We start from the raw sequence: 22178 nt of genomic DNA, 5'->3' as shown, positions 1-22178 counted from the left end.
AGGTGTGAAGCTATTGTCCCAAAAAACTATGAATAAGGAAACTAAAAACAAAGGCAGAAATAGCTGCTTAAGTAATTTCTGGGAAACCAACTTAGGGAAATTGCAATTCATGTTAAATTGACGATATTTTAATGAAATTGGGCTCTTCCGTACTTCTTATGCTAAATTATTTTGCCAAACCCCAAAATCCTGATATGGCAAGGATTTTACCTGAATTCATCGGTTAATTTGACATAAATTTGGTATTAAAAACAATGAAAGCCTTTATTCATATGGGTTATGGGGTAAATAAACTCATATTTGGCGTAACAGGTACGGAAGAACCTTTTTTGTTTACCTACACCATACTCAATTAAAGTATAAACATAAACTCCCTCAAAATCATTTGGTGATGTGTCTGGTCTTAAACCAAAGTTATTTAACAATTTTAATCGTATTTCACTATACTTTAATTTATCTAAGACTTCATGTAATGTTTCCCCAATTAATGCGTCAATAATTTTATCAAGCATAAACAAAACTTGGTATAAAAAATGTTACTTTTTATACTATCAAACACATTTATCTGTCAAACTGCTAAAAAATCACTTTTAACCTTGATTACTCATCATTTTTTCCCAAACTCCTGCATGACTTGTTTAGTAATTTCTTGAATTGCAGTTAAAGTTGGCGGCATGATTTCGCTTTCCATTCCCAACCATAAAAGGTATTCAATATTTCCCGCCGGTCCTGTGATTGGCGACCAAGTTAAACCCTTATATTTCCATCCTAACTCTAACGCCCCTTTCATCACATTAAAAATTGCATCAGCTTGGTCATCAGGATCGCGGACAACGCCTTTTTTACCTATGCGAGACTTGCCAACCTCAAATTGTGGTTTTACTAGCAATATAGCCTCTCTCGGTGCTTGTGTTAATTGCCATACTGCCGGCAAAATTTTAGTTAAAGAAATAAACGAAACATCCACAACTACTAAATCAGGAAATATGGCATTTTCAGCATATAATTCTTCCGGTTGTAGTTGGCGTAAATTGGTACGTTCTTTTAAAATTACCCGTTCATCATTTCTAATTTTCCAATCAACTTGTCCATAACCAACATCCACACCATAAACTTGTCTCGCACCGGCTTGTAATAAACAATCTGTAAATCCACCTGTGGAAATTCCCCCGTCTAGACAAATTCTATCAGTTACAGAAATCTCAAAAAACTTTAAAGCTTTTGCTAGTTTTTCCCCACCACGGGACACAAAAGGAGGACGTTCTTTAATTTGAATTTGGGCGGTAATATCTACCTCAGTCCCGACTTTATCAATCTTATGTTGATTGACAGTCACTTCTCCAGCTTGAATTAACCTTTGTGCTTGCTGACGGGAGGGACATAATCCTAAATCTACTAATAATGTATCTAATCGTTGTTTAGCCAATTTTACCTGCTTTCTTACTTCTGTAAAATACTATTATCAGCAAGACAATGATAAACCATTAAACCGCGATCTCTTCCATATTTTTACCCCCTGTTTGATTATAGCACAGCAAAGATCCCTGAGTTGAGAAGTCGCGGATCTGGTAATATCAATTAGGTAAATAATCAATATTTAAGATTTCCTCAAAAGTATAAGGACATTCTTCAGGAAAATCAATTTGGAAGAGCCGTTTTTCTTTGTACATATCCTAAAGCTCTTTGGTAGATTTTTGGACGTTCTTCGGTTAAATGCTTGCGTAAATTTGTAGTTAATTTAGTATTAAGCTGATCTCGAAAACCATAAATTTCAGCTTGCCAATGTCCAGAGTTCCTGGAAACTTCAAGTTGCCAATATTGGTATAATAATAAATGTCTAATAATTTGCTGGAATAAACTTTCTACAGCATTTTTCTTTTCATTTCCCAAGTCTTCCAACTCCTCAATTAAATTCTGTAAATCTAAATCATCAAAATGCTTTTGTTTTAATAACTCAATATTGGTTAATAACCATTCATAATCGTCAATTTCATAGAGTCGTTGTAAATACTCTAAATTACTAATTACACTCATAACTTTACCTCTTATTTAACCAATTACCCAAAATAATCAATATCGAACAAATTTGTCAGAATATCATGACATGATGGAGGGAAAACTTACAGTACAAACTACTCAAAAACAGGCGACCAAATTTCAGAAATTGCCACTTCCAAACCAGGTAATAAGTCAGGAAGAGTTAAAATATCACCATCTTTAAAAATCACCATTTTTCCATTGCAAGAAACCTCTACAGTTCTCGTTTTAGGATTAATTAAAATCCCCACTTTTGAACCTAAATTCATAAAATCTTCAATCTTTTTTCTCAGTTTATCTATAGAATCAGTTTTAGACTTTACTTCAACTACTAAATCAGGAACTAATTCTACATAATCTTCCGTTGATTTTTTGAGTCTATCAGCACAAACAAAAGAAACATCAGGCGCACGTAAATCAGAATTTGGTAATTTAAACCCTGCACTAGAACCAACTACACGCCCTAGTTTACGAGGTCTTACCCAGTTACCCAAAATTCGCGCAAACTCAGTTCCTACTTCTTCTGATTCATAACCTGACGGACTCATAATAACAATACTCCCATCTACTAATTCCATGCGATAGTCGGGATATGCTATCTGTATTTCTTCCAGTTCTTTCACTGTAAAAGACATAGGTTTTCTCCTGAAATACTACGGAAATATTTGACTATATTTGATTATATGTTTTCCGTTTAAACTAACGATTGTAGCAATGACCAGTATTATTCTTCATTCCAAAGTTCTTCCTTCACTCTCACAGGCAATTTTGCCAAATCAGGCAACTCTACCGCTTCCACATCAGTTATTTTATCTTTAATATTAATAGGTATATTAATTGGTTCGCGTTCTTCCAACCAGCAACTAGCCACAGGCAAAGTTTGTTCCAACTCATCTAAAGGCCGAGGAATTACCATCACTGCATTTAACTCACCAATGCGTTCAGCTTCAAACATCCCTGCTTCCACAGCTACCGCCACATTAGCCACCGTACCGCGAATAATTGCTGTACACAAACCAGCACCAATCTTCTCATAAGATGCTAATTGCACATCAGCAGCTTTAAGCATGGCATCACAAGCACCCACCATAGCTGGAAATCCGCGAGTTTCAACTAAGCCAATGGCTTGATTACTCAAACGACTATACTGACCGTCTGACATCATCTGAGAAAGACGGTTAATAGGTAGAACTATATCTAAATTAGGATAAGGACGGGGAATGACCAAACTAGAAACTAATTGTCCAAACTGTTCAGCCGTTTGTACACCAGCTTCGACCGCCAAGCGCACATCAGCAATACCACCTCTAACAATAGCAGTACAGTGACCACTACCAATTTTTTCATAGCCAACTAAGTGGACTCCAGCCGACTTTAACATCATGTCAGCCGTGCCAACTATAGCGGGAAAACTCAGGGTTGAGACTAAACCCAAAGCAGTATCTTTGAGGCTATCACGGCGATGAGGTGCATGAATGGTACTCAAAGCGTTTTGATTATAAGTGTCCATCTAAGATTTTCCAGGATAAGGTTAGTATAGGGTCTTCAATGAAACAGGTAATGGAAACTAATATTTCAATATAGACTCAAGTTCACACTATGGCTGATGCCACACTGCGCTCCATACTTAATACTTAACACTTAACCTGAAGAATTGTCAGAGTTTTGGTTGCCCAAAGATTGTCTATGGGGAAACAAAGTAGTTAGCAGCCTATTTATGCTACCTTGTCCATAAATTTGTGTACCAAAAATATTGTGAGTGTCAGTATCAGACTCACTTGGTTGTAAATCTTGAGTGCTAGTTTCTTGAGGTTCTGGGAGTATAGTTTCTTTAGATGTCGAATCACCAATCTCAGACGGTTCTGAACTGGGAGGAGACTGGCTTTTGGGTATAGGTGAAGGTGGAGATACGGGCGTAGATTGGTGCTTAAACTCCATAAATGCCGCCACTGAGACTTGAGTTGAGGCAGTAACTTGTTCCTGTTTTTCTTGTTCCTGTTTTTCTCGTTCCTCTGGTTCAGAATCATGAGATGCCGATTTTGGCTCTGGTGCTTCTGGTTGCTCTATTGGATTATCAATCAATTGTACTTCTTGAGTTGAAACTTCAGCAACTTGCCGACTACCATCTCCCAAAATTGAACCAGGAGGAATAACTTGCCCTGGCGCTACGGAACAGTTAAAAACCGTTGTAGCTGCACCAACACAAGCATTAGTCCCTATTTTACCTTCACCAACCATTAAGAAACCGGCTCCCAGGTTAGCTCCTGCTTCTATTTCTAGAATACCCTCACTTACTTGGAGAATTGACCCCATACCCAGGCAGACCCCAGCACCAATGACAATTTTACTATTGGTAGCTGCTTGCAAAATTACCCCAGGAGCTATTACTGCACTGGGATGAATCATTACATCACCATCTATATGGGAATCAAATCTATCGCCCAGACGTAGCAGCGATACAGACATGGAATTTATTACCTCGGAAGCCGGAAATAGACGATTTATCAGGAGTAGGGGCGAAGCATTCCCAAGATAGTTTGTGCAACAAACCAATAATTAATCGCGGGAATGCTTCGCCCGTACAGAAGTGTAGGGGTGAGAAAGAAGAAGAAGGAAGAAAATTTCTCCCCTACTCCCCTGCTCCCCCACCTCTATGGACGTTGGATAATTGCTTCTAATACGCGGCGTTTTGCTTTGGGGTCAGTCCCAACTAAACGCACATATTCGCCGGGATATTCGGAGACATATCCTTCTAATGCGGCGATCGCTTCTCTGTCTGATGTGGCTTGAATTTGACCTGCAACAGACCAAGTACCTGTACGGAAACGGCGTTGATCTACGTGTTCAACTGCAATTTTTGCCCCACTAGACAACAGTTGGCGCAACTGATCTACTGTTTCCGCCGTTAAACGGCCACTACTAACTGTCGATGTTGCGGTTGCCGTCGCAGAACTTGTACTGCTAAATGATTTTGTGCTACCAGAAGACACTACTTGTCCGTTTGGTCTTTGGATAATTGTTTCCAATACACGGCGTTTAGCTTTGGTATCAATGCCAATCAAACGCACATACTCACCTTGATGTGTCTCTATACAATCTTCTAATGCAGACACCACTGCATTAGCTGAATTAGATTCAATGGGTTGACAGCTATTCCAAGAACCTGTACGGAAACGGCGCTCATCTACGTGTTCTGTACCAATTTTGTAACCGTTTGCTAACAGTTGGCGGATTTGATCTACAGTTTCCGCACTCAGTTTAGAACTGCCTACACCATTGCCGTTACCATTGCCATTATAGCTGGAGTTAGATGTAGCTGTAGGTGCTTTAAAACTAGATGCACCAGCAACCACACCATCAGGACGTTGAATAATTGTTTCTAATACTCGTCTTCTGTTGTTATCAATCCCAAATAGACGCACATACTCGCCACTATGATCTCTCAAACAAGATTCTAAAGCCGAAACAGCTTCACCTAAAGACCTGGTTTCAATTGCTTGGCAACTTTGCCAAGAACCTGTACGAAAACGTCTTTGGTCTACGTGTTCTGTACCAATTTTAAATCCTTGCTCTAGTAGATAACGTAATTGATCTACTGTTTCTGCACCCAAGCTATAGCTCGCCACGTCACTGCTCCTTTCTAACTCTTCAACTTCAATGCTTGTATAAGATTTAGCCCCAGAAAGATTAAGTTCATCCCGAATGGGTGCAATACACTTGCTATCCGCAGCACAGTGATAACCGGCACGTAAAGCCTGATTAATCCCCACTACATGGTGAGCAAATTCTTGATCTTGTACTTGTACATCTGGCAATCTATCCGCTTGCTGCTGGGTAGTAATTACTGATCCAGAAGCTACGTATTTACCAGGTGGTATTTCTACATCTTGAATTAAGGCGTGCATCATCACAATGCAACCTGCACCCACCCTGGCGTTAAATATCGTAGAACGAAAGCCAATAAAACAACTATCACCAACGTAAGCAGGTCCATGAATCAGGGCCATGTGGGTAATGGAAGCACTTTTGCCAATCCATACCGAGTATTTTTTACCATCATCGCCAATGACTCGGCCTTGCTCCAACCCATGAATAACTACACCGTCTTGAATATTCGTGTTTTCACTCACACAAAAAGGTGTACCTTCATCTGCCCTAATCGAAGTCCCCGGAGCAACGATTACATTTGCACCTATATTGACATCACCAATCAGGTTACAAGAAGAGTGTACAAATGCAGTGCTATGGATCTTGGGTTCTGCTAAACTCCTTGACCACGGGGTTGGGGGTGCCGCCGTGCTGCGGACTACCATTGCGAGATTCCTCCTGAAATAAGCTTTTTGTCAGTGGCTATTGGTTATTGGTTATTAGTTATTGGTAAGTTTCAACCTATTACCCATTACCAATTACCTCTTCCCTGACTATCTATATTGGTCTTTTTTGCTGTAAATGAGACGATCTTCAACGTGAATTGTATCTATGATTGCTACTACTGCTGCGTCTAAGGGTCGTTGTTCATTGCCCAGCAATTGACGAGCAGCACTGCCACGACTGACAAGTACCCACTCATCTACTCCTGCCCCTACACTATTATCGGCTGCTACCTCGTACTCTGGCAGGAGATTGCCATCTTCATCTATTAATTGCAACATTAGTAGCTTCACACCCCGCAGACTAGGATCTTTTTGGGTGCTAGTTACTGTGCCACGGACTCTGGCAATTTGCATTATTAATTATGGTCTTCTACCGAAAGGACGAATTGCGTTTACACCTTCCCGGAATTGTTCTACATCTTCGGTATAACGAATAGGTAGGACATATTCTAGGTTTTCGTGAGGACGAGCAATGATGTGAGTAGATAGAACTTGTCCACCATGAACACGCTTAACAGATTCTACTCCAGCGCCTACGGAAGCTTGCACTTCAGAAACGTCACCACGCACGATAACTGTTACCCGACCACTACCGATTTTTTCATAACCGACTAAAGTTACACGGGCGGCTTTTACCATAGCATCAGCAGCTTCTACTACTGCGGGAAAGCCTAACGTTTCTACCATTCCTACTGCAATTGACATTTGTTTTTGTCCTTAAATTAAATTTTTACTTGTACCAGATTTAAACTCAAGCAGGCAGCCCCGTTAATGTTTTTCGTTTAAACAGTAATTAGACTAGGTGCGGAACTGTTCTACCGCTTCTGTATAACGAATTGGCAGAACGTATTCTAAGTTTTCATGGGGACGAGCAATAATGTGAGTGGATACCACTTCACCACCGTTAACTCTTCGGGCTGCTTCAATGCCAGCCGCTACTGAAGCTTGCACTTCAGAGACATCTCCCCTCACAATAACTGTAACGCGAGCACTACCAATTTTTTCATATCCTACTAAAGTCACACGGGCAGCTTTAACCATGGCATCAGCAGCTTCTACTACTGCGGGAAAGCCCTTAGTTTCAATCATTCCAACTGCAATTGGCATCGCAGAACTCCTCAAAAATTAATCGAATCAGAACTATGGATGGAAATTTTGGACGGGGATGCTCATCTTGAGCTAAAAAATAGTGCCATATTTAAGCTTATGAAACCTTGGCATCCCTGGCAACATAAATTACTATAATAGTTTGTAATAAAATAGTTTAAGAAAACTTAACAAAACTTCATAGGGTCTTTTGTGACATTAAAATTCACTGATCCCTAGAGTCACCACTTATGCTTTATAATTTCTTTATGACATTTAGAACCACTATAGTTGGTATCCCGGACTAGTTCTTTAATTATGAGCATCAGCCGAGGACAGATATGGTATGGATTGGCAAATAACTCTGGAGATGTGACAGACGATAGATGGGAGGTGATAACCTCCAAAGTCTATTTATGTCTTGGTTTGACAATTTGTTTATCTCCTAACCATTTGAGTATTTGCTATATCTTGATCATGGTTGGCTATTTTCAGAACTACTAAGTAAAATTAAGCAAATTTTACTCTAGTAGATCAAACAATAATTTTAAAAAACCAGAAAAATAAAAAATCCTATGCCAAAATTAGCAGAATATCTAAAATGTAAAATTATATTAATTGCCGCACATTAGATTAATCTCAAGTAAAGATGCTTAGACATCTTGAACGCAAAAAAAGTTAAGAAAAGATAGATTTTCTCAAAAATATTGTTTTTTGAGCAAATGATTATTTAAAGGCTGTTTAAGAGAATCGAGACTATGTTGTCAAGGAAAGTTTAAATGAATGAGTTTCTATTTTTAACAAGTTGGTTCGTGCCTCTTTATAGCTTACTAGGCGCAATTTTAACTTTGCCATGGGGTCTAGGAATTATCCAACGGACAGGGCCAAGACCTGCTGCCTACCTCAACTTGTTGACTACCATTTTAGGTTTTGTCCATAGTCTCTTAGTATTTAAAGATATCTGGAACCGAGACCAAGAAAATTTAGTCATCACTTGGTTTCAAGCTGCGGATTTTCAATTATCTTTTGCTTTAGAAATTTCCGTAGTCAGTGTTGGGGCAATAGTTTTAATTACTGGATTAAGTCTATTGGCACAAATTTATGCCCTAGGCTACATGGAAAAAGATTGGTCTTTAGCCCGGTTTTTTGGCTTGGTGGGATTCTTTGAAGCCGCCCTGAGTGGTCTAGCAATTAGTGATTCTTTATTTCTCAGCTATGCTTTGCTGGAAGTGCTGACTCTTTCTACTTATTTACTGGTGGGATTTTGGTATGCTCAACCTTTGGTAGTGACGGCGGCGCGAGATGCCTTTTTAACTAAACGGGTAGGCGATTTATTGCTGTTAATGGCAGTGGTTGCTCTTTCTAATTTGGCGGGTAGTTTAAACTTTTCTGATTTGTATGAATGGTCGCAAACTACTGATTTAAACCCAGTCACATCCACTTTACTATGTTTAGGTTTAATTGCCGGTCCGGCGGGTAAGTGCGCCCAGTTTCCCCTGCATCTATGGTTAGATGAGGCAATGGAAGGACCCAACCCAGCTTCGGTAATGCGAAATTCCTTGGTGGTGGCTGGAGGTGCTTATGTCCTCTACAAAATTCAACCAATATTATCTTTGTCCCCCATTGCCTTGAATACTTTAGTTGTAGTGGGGATAATGACCGCAATAGGAGCAACTTTGGTATCCTTAGCTCAAATTGATATTAAACGAGCACTTTCCCATTCTACTAGTGCTTACATGGGATTGGTATTTTTAGCAGTAGGTTTAGAACAAGGTGGAGTAGCGTTGATTTTACTCCTGAGTCATGCCATTGCCAAAGCCCTATTATTCATGAGTTCTGGTTCAGTTATCTACACGACCCAAACCCAAGACTTAACAGAAATGGGGGGTTTGTGGTCGAGAATGCCAGCCACTACTACAGCTTTTATCGTCGGTTCGGCGGGGATGGTAACTCTATTACCTTTGGGCAGTTTTTGGGCAATGTTGGCTTGGGCTGACGGCTTAATTAAAATTAGCCCCTGGGTAATTGTGGTGTTAATTCTGGTGAATGGTCTGACGGCTTTAAATTTAACGAGGGTGTTTCGGTTAATCTTTTGGGGAGAACCACAACCCAAAACCCGCCGCGCCCCGGAAGTGTCTTGGCCTATGGCATTACCGATGGTGATTTTAACCGTCCTCACCCTATTGTTACCCCTAATGCTACAGCAATGGTATTTATTACCTAGCTGGGAAAGTTTGGATTGGTATATAGTCGGATCTTTAGTAACTTCTACTGTGGCGGGAGTCACTATTGGGGCAACAATTTATCTCCACAAAGCTTGGTCAAGATCCCGAATTTTGGTTTGGCGATTTATCCAAGATTTATTAGGCTATGATTTTTACATAGACCGCATTTATCGCTTAACGATTGTAAGTGCTGTGGCGCTGTTATCGAGGATATCCGCGTGGAGCGATCGCTTTTTGGTAGATGGTTTGGTAAACTTAGTCGGCTTTGCGGCAATTTTTGGCGGGCAAAGTTTGAAATACAGCATTTCTGGTCAATCCCAAGGCTATATGCTAACAATCTTAGTTGTTATTAGCACCCTGGGCTTCCTCATCAGTTTGTCATTGGGGTTATTTGATAAATTGCCTTTTTAGGAAAGAGGGAACAGTCAACCGTCAACCGTCAACCGTTACCTATCTGCTATGCTCAGTACCTTGATTTTACTGCCGTTAATTGGTGCGGCTTTTATTGGTTTCTATCCTGCTGGTATTACTGCTAAAATAGCCCGGCTAGTAGCTTTAATCTTTAGCGTGATTATTTTTGTATGGAGTATTTTCCTGGCCACTCAATTTAATCCAGGAGAAATTGCTCAACAGTTTGCTGAATCCCTACCTTGGGTAGATGCCATTGGTTTAAACTACAATTTGGGTGTAGATGGTTTATCCCTACCCTTGATCATTCTCAATGGATTATTAACTTGCATTGCTATTTATAGTAGTGATGAATCCCAACAACGCCCGCGATTTTACTACTCCTTAATTTTGCTATTAAGTGCAGGGGTAACAGGAGCATTTTTAGCACAGGATTTATTATTATTCTTCCTGTTTTATGAGTTGGAATTAATTCCCCTATATTTGCTAATTGCCATTTGGGGCGGTGCAAAACGGGGTTATGCGGCCACGAAATTTCTCATTTATACAGCTTTTTCAGGCATCGTTATTTTAGCCAGTTTCTTGGGCATGGTTTGGTTGAGTGGTTCTCCCAGTTTTGGACTAGCAACCTTGAATCTTCAGAGTTTATCTTTAGGAACTCAACTGTTACTACTAGGAGGAATTTTAGTCGGTTTTGGTGTGAAAATTCCCCTAGTTCCTTTCCACACCTGGCTACCAGATGCCCACGTCGAAGCGTCTACACCCATCTCTGTTTTGTTAGCTGGGGTATTGTTGAAATTAGGAACTTATGGCTTACTGCGATTTGGCATGGATTTGTTACCAGATGCTTGGGCTTATTTAGCACCTTGGTTAGCCACGTGGGCGGTAGTTAGCGTTTTGTTTGGGGCATCTTGTGCGATCGCTCAAACAGATATGAAAAAAATGGTAGCCTATAGTTCTATCGGACACATGGGCTATGTCCTGTTAGCAGCAGCAGCATCCACACCCCTGAGCGTCTTGGGTGCAGTCATGCAAATGATTAGTCACGGATTAATCTCCGCCATGTTATTCCTTTTAGTGGGAGTTGTGTATAAAAAAGCTGGTAGCCGAGATTTAGATGTACTACGCGGTTTACTTAACCCAGAACGAGGTTTACCAGTTATTGGTAGCTTAATGATTGTGGGAGTTATGGCCAGTGCAGGTATACCGGGAATGGTGGGCTTTATTTCCGAATTTATTCTTTTTCGGGGCAGTTTTGCAGTTTTCCCGGTGCAAACATTATTAGCAATGTTAGGAACAGGATTAACTGCGGTTTACTTCTTAATTCTTGTTAATCGTGCCTTTTTCGGGCGCTTATCAGCAGCAGTTACTAACTTACCTCCTGTCTATTGGAGCGATCGGATACCTGCCATCATTTTAGCAGTAATTATTGTTATTTTCGGTATTCAACCCAATTGGTTAGTACATTATACCGAAGCCACAATTACCACTATGGTAAAAACGAATAACCATCATCTAGTAGCAAATCGGGAACTATAGCAGGAGGCAGAAGGCAGTGATATGGCTAACGCCACGCACTGATTACTGAATGCTTAAAACTGTTTGAGGAAGAAAGATCATCATAGCCATCAAAAAAATCCCAAAAATCATATTTCAGACATTTGAATTGCCGTAGAAATTACATGATCACAACCCAACAAAATTGCCCTTACAACCCCCTAGCTGAATTTGTAGAACGCTTGCAAACTGGCGAAGCATTACTCAAAGATAATCCCGAAAACGTATTAGAAGTCGTCGGTATTCTCAAAAGTTATGGTGTAGTTTTAGATGCCTATTCTAAAAATCTCATTTATATTGCCGAACATCAATTTTTAGTATTTTTTCCCTTCTTTAAATATTTTGATGGCAATATTACTTTTAGTAAATTACTCCGTCATTTGTGGCATGATCGGATTAATTTTGAATATGCCGAATATTGCATGAAAACCATGATGTGGCATGGTGGCGGCGGTTTAGACGCATACTTAGATACTCAAGAATTTGCAGACAGAGCTAAAGCTGTTATTGCTGCTAAATTTAAATATAATCCCCTGATGTTGGCACTAAATGAACTGTTTCCTGAATTCCTCATCGAACAGTTACGAGTCTCGGCCTATTATACTGGTTTAGGACAATTTTGGCGAGTCATGGCTGATATGTTTCTCAATTTATCAGATCGCTATGACAAAGGCGAAATTAAATCAATTCCCCAAGTTGTAGAACATATTAAACAAGGTTTAGTTGCAGATGCAGTTAAACCAATTACATACAGCGTCAAAATAGGCGGTAAAGTCTATGATCTGATTCCCAACTCAGTTGGTTTAACCTTCCTTGCAGATACCGCCATTCCCTATGTAGAAGCGGTATTTTTTAGAGGTACACCATTTTTAGGAACAGTTTCTTTAAACGCCCAAGCATATCAAGTTCCCCTAGATCAATCTCGATTCCAATACGGTGCATTATACGCCGATCCTTTACCTATTGGTGGTGCAGGTATTCCTCCCACATTATTAATGCAGGATATGCGCCATTATTTGCCAGAATACTTACATAATATTTATCGTCACAGTCTCAGAAGTGAAGATGATTTGCGAGTGCAGATTTGTATGAGTTTCCAAAAGTCTATGTTTTGTGTAACTACAGCCGCAATTTTAGGACTTTTACCTTATCCCCTAGATACACAAGATCAATCTGAGAAACAGGCCAATCAAATTTATTTAGAAAAGTGGATGTCAAGATTAGAAAATTCCCAATTATTAGAAGTAAATAAATAGGGTAATTCTGAAATGTTTAATCGTTATCAAAACCTCAAGCTAATTCAGCAACTTGAACCTCAAAAAGATCATATTCAAATTGCTTATATGCTTTTAAGATATGAATTTACTTGGGATACTGTACGTTATTTAGAAGTTGCTTTAATGCGAACCTGTTGCATTCCTAGTATTTATAAATTGTTGAACAAAACAGGAGAATTTATTCATTTTTAAGTTGGTTTCCGCAATGGATGAAAAAACTTTTAACAGGTATGAGGTACAGATTTTGCGGGCAAGATGCCCGCACCACAAAAGTTTGATTATGGTTGTACCTCATTTGAATGAAATATGCTGTAAAATGCGTTCAGCTAACTTTTCTGGTACTTCTTGCAGATGATCCTGTTCCCAATGGAAAGAACCAACACCTAAAGTGAGCGATCGCAATTCTACAATAAAATCCTGCATTTCCGCTTGGGGTAAATATGCATAAATATTATCCCAACCTTGCCAATCATGTCTACCTTCGTAACCCAAAATTTGCCCCCGTCTACCAGTTAAAAGTTGCAAAACTTTAGAAGTAAACTCACTGGGAGTATTCACATCTACCTTTAAAATCGGTTCTAATAGCGTTGGTTGTGCTTGGGTCACTCCCATCTGCATCGCTAACCGTGCAGCTTGTTTAAAAGCCTGTTCTGAACTATCAACGGTATGATAAGAACCATTGGTTAATGTTACCGCCACATCCACCATCGGGAAACCTAAAGGCCCGTGTGAAAGAAATTCCCGCACACCCATTTCGACACCAGGAATATATTGTTTAGGAACAACACCACCAACAATCTTTTCATGAAAATTGAAACCTTCACCTCTGGGTAATGGTTGAATATTTAAATAAACATCTCCAAATTGTCCATGGCCACCACTTTGATGTTTATAACGTCCATGAACAGAATTTACAGGTTTACGGATAGTTTCTTTATAGGGAACTTGGGGAAGATGAGTAGACATTGGTAAATTATATTTACGGCGTAATCTATCTAACGTAACTTGCAAATGTATTTCCCCTTGTCCCCATAATATCACCTCATGGGTATCACCATGTTGTTCCCAAGCTAAGGCCGGATCTTCTTCTAATAACTTAGTAATAGCAGTACTAAGTTTAACTTCATCATTGCGTTTTTCGGGAGTAATAGCTAAAGCAAAAACTGGTTCTAATTGTTCCGCTTTTGGTAATGGTTTAATTTGGGAATTAGTAGAAATTGTCTCTCCGGTTTTAATTCCTTCTAACCGACTTAAAGCTACAATTTCCCCAGCAACAGCTTGATTAATTGACTGTTGTTGTTGTCCCATCAAGCGATAAAGACCACCAGCACGGACCCCATTTAAAACAATACCATCAGTTAATATTCCTTGCCAGACCCGCACTAAAGAAAGTTTACCACCTTGGGGAGTATAGAAAGTTTTCAGAACTTGGGCTACAGGAGTATCACTAATTGTTCCTAAACGCCGTTCCATGGTGGTTTCTGGTTCCGGTGCTTCTCTTAATAATGCTTCTAATAAAGGTCTAACCCCAAAATCTTGTTCAGCCACACCAAAGAAAACAGGTACTACTAAATCTGCACCTAATTCCAATTTTAAATCTTTGAAAATTTCTTCTTGAGGCGGTTCGATATCATCTAATAATTCTTCCAGTAAATGATCATCAAAATTCGCCAAAGTTTCTAACATTTCGGCTCTAGCTAGATGTTCTTCTGCTTTTAAATTTTCTGGAAATGTGATAGAATCAGCAGGTGCTCCAGGATGATATTGATAGGCTTTTTCTGTCACCATATCAATAAATCCTGTGAGTTGTTCCCCTTGCATTATGGGGTATTGATGCAAAACTAAGGGACGACTAGAAAAAGCTTTAAGGGCGTTTAATGTTTCTAAAACATGAATATTTGCCCTATCCATTTTATTCACAAATACGATGTGGGGAATTTCCCAATCATCGAGAAATTTGAATAATGGCGCTAATGTTAAAACTCGCTCTTTAATGGGTTCGCAAACTACAATTGCAGCATCAACTCCCATCAAACCATGATATGTTTCTTGGGCAAATTCTACAGAACCAGGACAATCTATAAATGTGAAGCGTGTATTTTCATATTCAGTATTTGCTGTGGATATTTCCACACTCATGCGTCTATCTCGTGCTTCATTTGCACTATCTCCCACAGTATTCCCGTCTTTAACATTACCTTTACGAGAAATTACACCTGTGACAAATAACAAACTTTCCAGTAAGGTTGTTTTGCCACTTAAATAAGGGCCAACAATTGCCACATTCCGCGAACTGGATTTTACGTTTTTGTTCATAAACCCTCCTTTACGGTGATTCCCTCAACCGCATTCTAGTTACTTTCAGGAGTAATTCATTGATTTGTCAGGAGAATTATTCCTGCTTTAATTTTTTATTATCCATGTTTTAATCTGAGTTAATCAAAATCGTAGCTTGTTGTAATATTTAGATTAAGAAATATTAAGTAATAATGCAAATTGCTATTGATCTAGTTGAATTTGGTAATTGGTGATAAAATTCCTGTTTTCATGTTGGATATCCTGATTTTGACATCTATGTTTTAGGGATTGTAAAGGGGTTAGTAATTGAGTCACAGGATTATATAGGTATGGGATGCAAGCATCTTGCTTGCACTACTTTAATTTCAGGGTTTTTGATTATACAATCACGCCGTAAATTGGCTGAATTTAGCCAATCTAAATAACTCATTAATTATTATTTTCACCTTTCCTCAAAGCCGCGATAATTTCCCCATTCGCTTCTGGAAAAGTAAATTCATCCAATTCATCCAAACTCACCCAGCGAATTTCATCACATTCGATGGCTTGGGGAATACCTGCTAAATGTTGAGAATGATGTACTGTTAAAGTTACCCGTAAATGACTATAAGTGTGATCAATAGTAATTAGATGTTTTCCAACTGCAATTTCTATTCCCAATTCTTCAGCAATTTCTCGTTTAATACATTCTTCAATAGTTTCACCAATTTCAATTTTTCCCCCTGGAAATTCCCATAAACCACCCATTGCACCTTGAGGAAGACGACGATCAATTAAAATCTGTTTTTCGTCATTCCAAATAACAGCAACACCAATAATTTTATGCGGTATAGAAGAATTGCTTTCAATCATAATAGGTAATAGGTAATGCGTAATAGAGAATGGGGAATAGACATCTGGTGGAAAAGAATCTGAAACTGTCTAATAGGGAATAGGGAATAAATTCTTTCTTGCCAATTACCAATCACCCATTACCAATCAATCATAACAAAACTCGGTAGAATTACTATATTTCCACCGAGTTGATCTTTATTAGGACTTACGCAAGATGTAACTGCAACCCTGATTATTTCGTAGGGGTAATTCATGAATTACCCCTACTTTCGTTTTATTTTGCGTAAGTCCTGTTTATTTTAAGATTTTTCCGAAAATAATCTTATTCTACTTCGCTATTATTCGCTTCTATTCCTTGTATAACCATATCAAAATTCATTCTTTGTTCTGCATTCCGCAGAAAATAACCGCTAATCATCGCTGATGCTAACAAGCGACCTAAGCTTTCACGACTGGTGGAAATAGTAATACCGAATTGTTCCGAGGGTAAATTTCCTAAAAGTCCTATAATATTCCGTTCCATTACCTGCAACACTTCATTAGAAGTGGGTTTAGATAATTGGGTGACAGTATCTGGACTTAATGATTTAACATATTGCCATAATAAGTTACTTGTTTCTGAATCACTATTAAAAAATTCCGATACTCGATTTGATTGGTTACTCACGTTTGACCTCCTATACTGCCACTACTAACGACGGTATTTGTGACTGGAATAACTGATACTTTTTATTTGATTTAGTTGACTATTGTATATTCATGTTAACTAATTTAACAGTCTATTCCTAAAGAGGGAGTCGGTGAAACCGTACCAAAAAGGGAGTGTTTTTCACATCATGAATGAGTGTGGGTGGAATTTGACCACCCATCAACCAGAAAACAACGGACTAACTAGCAAGATATTCATTCATAGTGGCTTTGGATTTACGAAGTTTATTTAAGGCTTCGCGTTCAATTTGTCGCACTCGTTCCCGGCTAATATTCAGGATTTCGCCAATTCTAGCCAAAGTTAAAGATTGTCCATCTGCTAAACCAAAACGGAGGCTAATGACTTCCTTTTGTTGGGGGGTAAGTTCTGACATCATCCGTTCTAAGTCGGAGGAAAGGGAAGTTTGCATGACAAAATCTTCTGGTGTTGCGCCGGTATCTTCTAACATTTCTCCCAGTTCGGTGTCATAGTTATCTCCCAAGCGCAAATCTAGAGATAATGGCAGACGGGCTTTTTCTAGATACTCTCGTACTTGTTTAGGTGTTAGATCTAATTCTTGGGATAATTCCGCTACCGTGGGCGCACGTCCTAGTCCTTGGGATAGTTGGCGCTGGGCTTTTTTAATTTTGTTGAGTTTTTCAGTAATATGAATAGGTAAGCGAATAGTTCGGGCTTTTTCGGCGATCGCCCGGGTAATGGCTTGACGTATCCACCAATAAGCATAGGTAGAAAATCTGTAACCTTTGGTCGGGTCAAATTTTTCCACACCTCTTTGCATTCCAATACTGCCCTCTTGAATGAGGTCAAGTAAATCAACATTACGTTTAATGTACTTTTTGGCAACGGAAACGACTAAGCGGAGATTGGCTTCTACCATTTTCCGTTTAGCGATTTCACCTTCAGCGATCGCCTGATTTAATTCTGATACTTCTAAACCAGAGGCTGCCGCCCATTGTTCTAAACTTGGTTCATGACCTAACTGGGTAGCAAGACCTTCTCTGATCTCATGCAGGGCAGTAGATCGTTGCACCTGTTTACCATAAAAAATTTCTTCTTCGTGGGTGAGGAGTGGCACACGGCCAATCTCACGCAGGTAAGTCCGCACGAGGTCGGTGGCTGATTGAGCGGTCTTCATGGTGCTACTCTTTGATAATGGTGGGTTTACTGATAGGGTCGTTAAGAGAATAATATTTTCGGGCAATACTACCCAATTGGGCTAGAAACCCAGATTGCGTTTAGTAACTGAAACGATCAGTAAATGATCGCTGGCCATATTTTTGGTCAATTAGGTACTTAATTGGTAAAGGTTACATCTATCTCCTTGTTTTCACAAGTATCTATAGTTAGATACAAGGTAGCAAGTCATAGATTTTTTGTGTTTTCCGCAATATTAATTATTGTAACATTTATGAGAATTACTTGACTACCGAGAAACCCGCACCTTCCTAGTAATTCGATATCACCTAAGACCCTAAAATTACTGAAAATTTAGCACTGACAGGGATTGAGCGCGATTTTTAGCGGCAAACACAGCTTCCTCATATTTGTTAATATATCTCAATGATAACCATAATCATTCTTCCGTAACAATTGCTTAACAATGTCTCAACTATGATTTTTGGGATTATTCTGATGAATATGATTAGTTTTTGGTAAAGTCCCCAAGATTTATCATGAAAATCATCACAATCACAAAAATCATAGTTTAGACAATTAACCCATCGGACAGTATTCTTGAATCACCTTCACATCTAAAGTCGTGTTTTGCAGAGAACGGATAGCTGCGGCTGTGGCTCTAGCACCTGCAATAGTGGTAATGATGGGGATTTTGTAGCCTAAAGCGGTGCGACGAATTAATTTAGAATCGGCATGAGCTTCTTCTCCCGAAGGTGTATTAATGATCAGTTGAATGTTGGCATTTTTAATTGCATCTAGGACATGAGGACGACCTTCATGGAGTTTGAGAACTGATTTCACCTCTAATCCTTGTTCTTGAAGGACTTGGCGTGTCCCTTGGGTGGCCATAATTGTGAAGCCTAACTTAATAAACTCCTTAATGACATCTACTGCTAGAGATTTATCTCTGTCACTCATGGAAACAAATACAGTTCCCTGAAGCGGTAATTTTTCCCCTGCACCTAATTCTGCTTTAGCAAAGGCGCGGCCGAAATCGCTGTCAATACCCATTACTTCACCAGTTGAGCGCATTTCCGGACCCAAAATGGTATCTGTACCAGGGAATTTATTAAATGGTAAAACCGCTTCTTTGACGGCAATATGAGAAGGAATGACTTCTTTTGTAAAGTTTAATTCTTCTAAGGTTTTACCCGACATAATTAAGGATGCGAGTTTAGCTAATTGTACTCCTGTGGCTTTAGAGACAAAAGGAACTGTCCGTGATGCCCTGGGGTTAGCTTCCAAAATATAAACTTGAGGAGAATAACCATTTGCACCGACTACGGCAAATTGAATATTCATCAACCCAACTACAGATAGAGCTTGTGCTAGTTGAACCGTCCATAAACGGATTTGATTGAGGACGGCAGGAGAGAGGGAAATGGAAGGTAAGGAACAAGCTGAGTCACCAGAGTGAATCCCCGCTTGTTCGATATGTTCCATGATGCCACCAATGACGACATTACCAGTATGATCGGCGATCGCATCTACATCTACTTCAATGGCGTTTTCTAAGAACTTATCAATTAAAATCGGGTGATCTGGTTCTACTTGCACAGCAAAGGTCATGTAACGTTCTAATTCAGTATCAGAATAAACGATTTCCATCGCTCTTCCCCCTAGTACATAACTAGGACGGACTACTACAGGATAACCAATTCGTTTAGCGACTATTAACGCATCTTCGTAACTTCTCGCCATACCGTTAGGTGGTTGGGCGATGTTTAATTCTTTCAGAATCTTTTCAAACCGTTCCCTGTTTTCCGCCATATCTATAGAATCGGGTGATGTTCCCCAAATCTCTGTATTTTGGATTTTGGATTTTGGATTTTGGATTTCCCCACTTTGTAAAATATTAGAAATGGCTGCTTGTTGTTGAAGATATTCTTGGAGGGGTACGGCTAATTTTAAAGGTGTTTGTCCACCAAATTGGACAATAATCCCGATGGGGTTTTCGGCTTCGATGATGTTGAGAACGTCTTCTTTCGTTAATGGTTCAAAATACAGGCGATCACTGGTATCGTAATCTGTAGAAACTGTTTCTGGGTTAGAATTGACCATAATTGTTTCATACCCGGCATCATGTAGAGAATACGCAGCATGACAACAACAATAATCAAACTCAATTCCTTGACCAATACGGTTGGGACCACCACCCAAAATCATCACCTTGGGTTTATCCGTTGGTAATACTTCCGTTTCTTCTTCGTAGGTAGAATAATAGTATGGGGTTAGTGCCTCAAATTCCGCCGCGCAGGTATCCACGGTTTTGTAAACTGGGATAACCTCTAGCTGTTTGCGATATGTGCGAACTTCGTCTTCTTTGGTTTTTGTAGCATAAGCTATTTGGCGATCGCTAAAACCATTCCGCTTCACATCATACATTTGCTGTTTTGTCAACTGCTGCAAAGGAGTCCGTTTGAGAAATTTTTCTATTTCTAAAATTTCTTGCAATTTATCTAAAAACCAAGGGTCAATGGCGGTCAGTTCGTAGATTTCCTCATTACTCATTCCTAGCTGCATAGCATGACGTACAGAAAAGATGCGTTCTGGGTTAGGTGTCCGCAACTGGGCGCGAATTTGTTCACCACTGGGCAATTTTTCGGCTTTATCACAACCCCAACCAGCGCGTCCGGTTTCTAAAGAACGCAAAGCTTTTTGGAAAGATTCATTAAATGTCCGCCCGATGGCCATTGCTTCTCCCACTGACTTCATTTGCGTTGTTAGCACTGAGTCAGAACCAGGGAATTTCTCAAAGGCAAACCGGGGAATTTTTGTCACCACATAGTCAATTGTCGGTTCAAAGGAAGCGGGAGTTTTTTTAGTGATATCGTTTTGTAGTTCATTCAAAGTATAACCCACAGCTAACTTAGCAGCAATTTTCGCAATGGGAAAACCTGTAGCCTTGGAAGATAAAGCCGAACTGCGAGAGACGCGGGGGTTCATTTCAATTACTACCACATCACCATTGACGGGATTTACGGCAAACTGGATATTAGAACCGCCGGTTTCTACACCAATTTCCCGGATAATTTTAATTGCCATATCCCGTAACCGTTGATATTCTTTATCGGTGAGGGTTTGGGCGGGGGCAACAGTGATAGAATCCCCTGTATGAATCCCCATGGGGTCGAGATTTTCGATAGAACAGATAATGACGACGTTATCTGCTAAGTCTCGCATTACCTCTAATTCATACTCTTTCCAACCCAATAAAGATTGGTCAATGAGAATTTGGGAAACGGGACTAGCATCAATACCCACCTGTGCCATTTCTTCAAACTCTTCCTGGTTATAGGCTATGCCGCCACCAGTTCCCCCCATTGTAAAGGCTGGACGGATAATTAAGGGATATGTACCAATTTGCAGAGCGATCGCTTTTGCTTCCTCCAAAGTTGAGGCTGTACCACTAGGACACACTGCTACCCCAATTTTTTCCATGGCTTCATTAAACAGTTTTCTGTCTTCGGCTTTTTCAATGGCGGGTAACTTTGCACCAATTAACTCAACGTTGTATTTATCCAAAACCCCATTTTTCGCCAAAGCAACCGCAATATTGAGGGCGGTTTGTCCTCCCATCGTTGGTAATAAAGCATCTGGACGTTCTTTGACAATAACTTTTTCTACTATTTCTGGTGTCAACGGTTCTATATATGTGCGGTCGGCTGTTTCCGGGTCGGTCATAATAGTAGCTGGGTTGGAGTTTACCAACACCACTTCATAGCCTTCTTCTCGCAAAGCTTTACAGGCTTGAGTTCCAGAATAGTCAAATTCACAGGCTTGGCCAATGACAATGGGACCTGAACCTAACAAGAGAATTTTTTTGATGTCTTGACGACGGGGCATAGTTTTTACCTTAGATGACAAAAATACAAATCTTGATTATTTTAAGGGTCTTTACCCCTTATCATGCTATTCTTTTGTAAGTTTTCGGGTTTTGATTCAGTTGGAGTAAAAAAAGAAGAGGACTTACGCACAAAACCTATCCAACTCTTATTCCCCCGTGTTGTGAAACGGTTGGTTTTAACTATTCGCCGTAAGTCCCCCACTGAATTTGGAGTACCAAATTCAGTGGTGAGATATAAGGCGGGAAAAACCGAAATCGTTCTCAACTAATACGAGGTGTCAGCCTTGTAAGGGCAAAGAACATTTGACCCTTCGACTTCGCTCAGGGTCAACAGTGAGCGAAGCCGAACTG

General features: G+C 39.7%; 19 protein-coding genes. 4 read left to right on the top strand and 15 right to left on the bottom strand.

Going from position 1 to position 22178, the window contains the following annotated elements:
• Window positions 1-245: 245 nt before the first annotated feature.
• The 10 genes from CUN59_RS13345 to CUN59_RS13300 form a co-directional block, all read right to left on the bottom strand.
• Complete coding sequence (locus tag CUN59_RS13345) at window positions 246-512, bottom strand: hypothetical protein (protein WP_207765423.1); 267 nt, start codon at window positions 510-512, stop codon at window positions 246-248.
• 95 nt (window positions 513-607) lie between these two features.
• Entirely contained in the window at window positions 608-1426 is an 819-nt protein-coding gene (locus CUN59_RS13340; RefSeq protein WP_104388305.1) for a TlyA family RNA methyltransferase, read from the bottom strand.
• A 212-nt stretch (window positions 1427-1638) separates the two neighbouring features.
• A complete protein-coding gene (locus tag CUN59_RS13335) occupies window positions 1639-2034 on the bottom strand; it encodes a DUF29 domain-containing protein (protein ID WP_306460518.1) in 396 nt (131 codons plus the stop codon).
• A gap of 98 nt (window positions 2035-2132) precedes the next feature.
• Complete coding sequence (locus tag CUN59_RS13330) at window positions 2133-2672, bottom strand: Uma2 family endonuclease (protein ID WP_104388304.1); 540 nt, start codon at window positions 2670-2672, stop codon at window positions 2133-2135.
• Between the two features lie 89 nt (window positions 2673-2761).
• Entirely contained in the window at window positions 2762-3547 is a 786-nt protein-coding gene (ccmO, locus tag CUN59_RS13325; RefSeq protein ID WP_104388303.1) for a beta-carboxysome assembly protein CcmO, read from the bottom strand.
• Window positions 3548-3678: 131 nt separating this feature from the next.
• The gene (gene ccmN / locus CUN59_RS13320; RefSeq protein WP_104388302.1) at window positions 3679-4503 is read right to left on the bottom strand and encodes a beta-carboxysome scaffolding protein CcmN; all 825 of its coding nucleotides are present in this window, start codon (window positions 4501-4503) and stop codon (window positions 3679-3681) included.
• Between the two features lie 185 nt (window positions 4504-4688).
• Window positions 4689-6350, bottom strand: coding sequence for a beta-carboxysome scaffolding protein CcmM (ccmM, locus tag CUN59_RS13315; RefSeq protein WP_104388301.1), 1662 nt, complete (start codon window positions 6348-6350; stop codon window positions 4689-4691).
• Window positions 6351-6458: 108 nt separating this feature from the next.
• Window positions 6459-6764 (bottom strand): beta-carboxysome shell vertex protein CcmL, encoded by a 306-nt coding sequence (gene ccmL, locus CUN59_RS13310; protein WP_104388300.1) that lies wholly within the window; start codon window positions 6762-6764, stop codon window positions 6459-6461.
• 6 nt (window positions 6765-6770) lie between these two features.
• Window positions 6771-7115, bottom strand: a complete 345-nt coding sequence (locus CUN59_RS13305) for a carbon dioxide-concentrating mechanism protein CcmK (protein WP_104388299.1) — start codon at window positions 7113-7115, stop codon at window positions 6771-6773.
• Window positions 7116-7208: 93 nt separating this feature from the next.
• On the bottom strand, window positions 7209-7517 hold the full coding sequence (locus tag CUN59_RS13300; protein WP_010995042.1) for a carbon dioxide-concentrating mechanism protein CcmK: 309 nt from the start codon (window positions 7515-7517) through the stop codon (window positions 7209-7211).
• A gap of 758 nt (window positions 7518-8275) precedes the next feature.
• Between CUN59_RS13300 and CUN59_RS13295 the strand changes: the two genes are divergently transcribed.
• From CUN59_RS13295 to CUN59_RS13280, 4 genes are all read left to right on the top strand, one after another.
• Entirely contained in the window at window positions 8276-10132 is a 1857-nt protein-coding gene (locus CUN59_RS13295) for an NAD(P)H-quinone oxidoreductase subunit F (protein WP_104388298.1), read from the top strand.
• Between the two features lie 48 nt (window positions 10133-10180).
• Window positions 10181-11668, top strand: coding sequence for an NADH-quinone oxidoreductase subunit M (locus CUN59_RS13290; RefSeq protein WP_104388297.1), 1488 nt, complete (start codon window positions 10181-10183; stop codon window positions 11666-11668).
• A gap of 143 nt (window positions 11669-11811) precedes the next feature.
• On the top strand, window positions 11812-12942 hold the full coding sequence (locus CUN59_RS13285; protein WP_104388296.1) for a CO2 hydration protein: 1131 nt from the start codon (window positions 11812-11814) through the stop codon (window positions 12940-12942).
• A gap of 12 nt (window positions 12943-12954) precedes the next feature.
• Window positions 12955-13155 (top strand): hypothetical protein, encoded by a 201-nt coding sequence (locus CUN59_RS13280; protein ID WP_104388295.1) that lies wholly within the window; start codon window positions 12955-12957, stop codon window positions 13153-13155.
• 99 nt (window positions 13156-13254) lie between these two features.
• Here CUN59_RS13280 and CUN59_RS13275 read toward each other — a convergent pair whose 3' ends face one another.
• The 5 genes from CUN59_RS13275 to carB form a co-directional block, all read right to left on the bottom strand.
• Complete coding sequence (locus CUN59_RS13275) at window positions 13255-15279, bottom strand: elongation factor G (RefSeq protein WP_104388294.1); 2025 nt, start codon at window positions 15277-15279, stop codon at window positions 13255-13257.
• A 411-nt stretch (window positions 15280-15690) separates the two neighbouring features.
• On the bottom strand, window positions 15691-16113 hold the full coding sequence (gene mutT / locus CUN59_RS13270; RefSeq protein WP_104388293.1) for an 8-oxo-dGTP diphosphatase MutT: 423 nt from the start codon (window positions 16111-16113) through the stop codon (window positions 15691-15693).
• A gap of 304 nt (window positions 16114-16417) precedes the next feature.
• Window positions 16418-16762: a DUF760 domain-containing protein gene (locus tag CUN59_RS13265; RefSeq protein WP_104388292.1), complete on the bottom strand. Its 345-nt coding sequence runs from the start codon at window positions 16760-16762 to the stop codon at window positions 16418-16420.
• A gap of 220 nt (window positions 16763-16982) precedes the next feature.
• A complete protein-coding gene (locus tag CUN59_RS13260) occupies window positions 16983-17939 on the bottom strand; it encodes an RNA polymerase sigma factor, RpoD/SigA family (protein WP_104388291.1) in 957 nt (318 codons plus the stop codon).
• 578 nt (window positions 17940-18517) lie between these two features.
• A complete protein-coding gene (gene carB / locus CUN59_RS13255) occupies window positions 18518-21826 on the bottom strand; it encodes a carbamoyl-phosphate synthase large subunit (RefSeq protein ID WP_104388290.1) in 3309 nt (1102 codons plus the stop codon).
• Window positions 21827-22178: the final 352 nt, after the last annotated feature.

This window comes from Cuspidothrix issatschenkoi CHARLIE-1, assembly GCF_002934005.1.
Classification (GTDB): Bacteria; Cyanobacteriota; Cyanobacteriia; order Cyanobacteriales; family Nostocaceae; genus Cuspidothrix; species Cuspidothrix issatschenkoi.
Note: the sequence above shows the minus strand (reverse complement) of the source record. Positions and strands in the feature narration are given on the sequence as shown.

What these genes read in the sequence shown, in the direction of transcription:
- CUN59_RS13305 (WP_104388299.1), bottom strand. Translation starts at nt 7,115, where the DNA reads ATGTCAATTGCAGTAGGAATGGTAGAAACGTTAGGCTTTCCCGCAGTA.
- carB (WP_104388290.1), bottom strand. Translation starts at nt 21,826, where the DNA reads ATGCCCCGTCGTCAAGACATCAAAAAAATTCTCTTGTTAGGTTCAGGT.
- mutT (WP_104388293.1), bottom strand. Translation starts at nt 16,113, where the DNA reads ATGATTGAAAGCAATTCTTCTATACCGCATAAAATTATTGGTGTTGCT.
- CUN59_RS13280 (WP_104388295.1), top strand. Translation starts at nt 12,955, where the DNA reads ATGTTTAATCGTTATCAAAACCTCAAGCTAATTCAGCAACTTGAACCT.
- ccmM (WP_104388301.1), bottom strand. Translation starts at nt 6,350, where the DNA reads ATGGTAGTCCGCAGCACGGCGGCACCCCCAACCCCGTGGTCAAGGAGT.
- CUN59_RS13335 (WP_306460518.1), bottom strand. Translation starts at nt 2,034, where the DNA reads ATGAGTGTAATTAGTAATTTAGAGTATTTACAACGACTCTATGAAATT.
- CUN59_RS13300 (WP_010995042.1), bottom strand. Translation starts at nt 7,517, where the DNA reads ATGCCAATTGCAGTTGGAATGATTGAAACTAAGGGCTTTCCCGCAGTA.
- CUN59_RS13330 (WP_104388304.1), bottom strand. Translation starts at nt 2,672, where the DNA reads ATGTCTTTTACAGTGAAAGAACTGGAAGAAATACAGATAGCATATCCC.
- ccmO (WP_104388303.1), bottom strand. Translation starts at nt 3,547, where the DNA reads ATGGACACTTATAATCAAAACGCTTTGAGTACCATTCATGCACCTCAT.
- CUN59_RS13275 (WP_104388294.1), bottom strand. Translation starts at nt 15,279, where the DNA reads ATGAACAAAAACGTAAAATCCAGTTCGCGGAATGTGGCAATTGTTGGC.
- CUN59_RS13260 (WP_104388291.1), bottom strand. Translation starts at nt 17,939, where the DNA reads ATGAAGACCGCTCAATCAGCCACCGACCTCGTGCGGACTTACCTGCGT.
- CUN59_RS13285 (WP_104388296.1), top strand. Translation starts at nt 11,812, where the DNA reads ATGATCACAACCCAACAAAATTGCCCTTACAACCCCCTAGCTGAATTT.
- ccmN (WP_104388302.1), bottom strand. Translation starts at nt 4,503, where the DNA reads ATGTCTGTATCGCTGCTACGTCTGGGCGATAGATTTGATTCCCATATA.
- CUN59_RS13295 (WP_104388298.1), top strand. Translation starts at nt 8,276, where the DNA reads ATGAATGAGTTTCTATTTTTAACAAGTTGGTTCGTGCCTCTTTATAGC.
- CUN59_RS13345 (WP_207765423.1), bottom strand. Translation starts at nt 512, where the DNA reads ATGCTTGATAAAATTATTGACGCATTAATTGGGGAAACATTACATGAA.
- CUN59_RS13290 (WP_104388297.1), top strand. Translation starts at nt 10,181, where the DNA reads ATGCTCAGTACCTTGATTTTACTGCCGTTAATTGGTGCGGCTTTTATT.
- ccmL (WP_104388300.1), bottom strand. Translation starts at nt 6,764, where the DNA reads ATGCAAATTGCCAGAGTCCGTGGCACAGTAACTAGCACCCAAAAAGAT.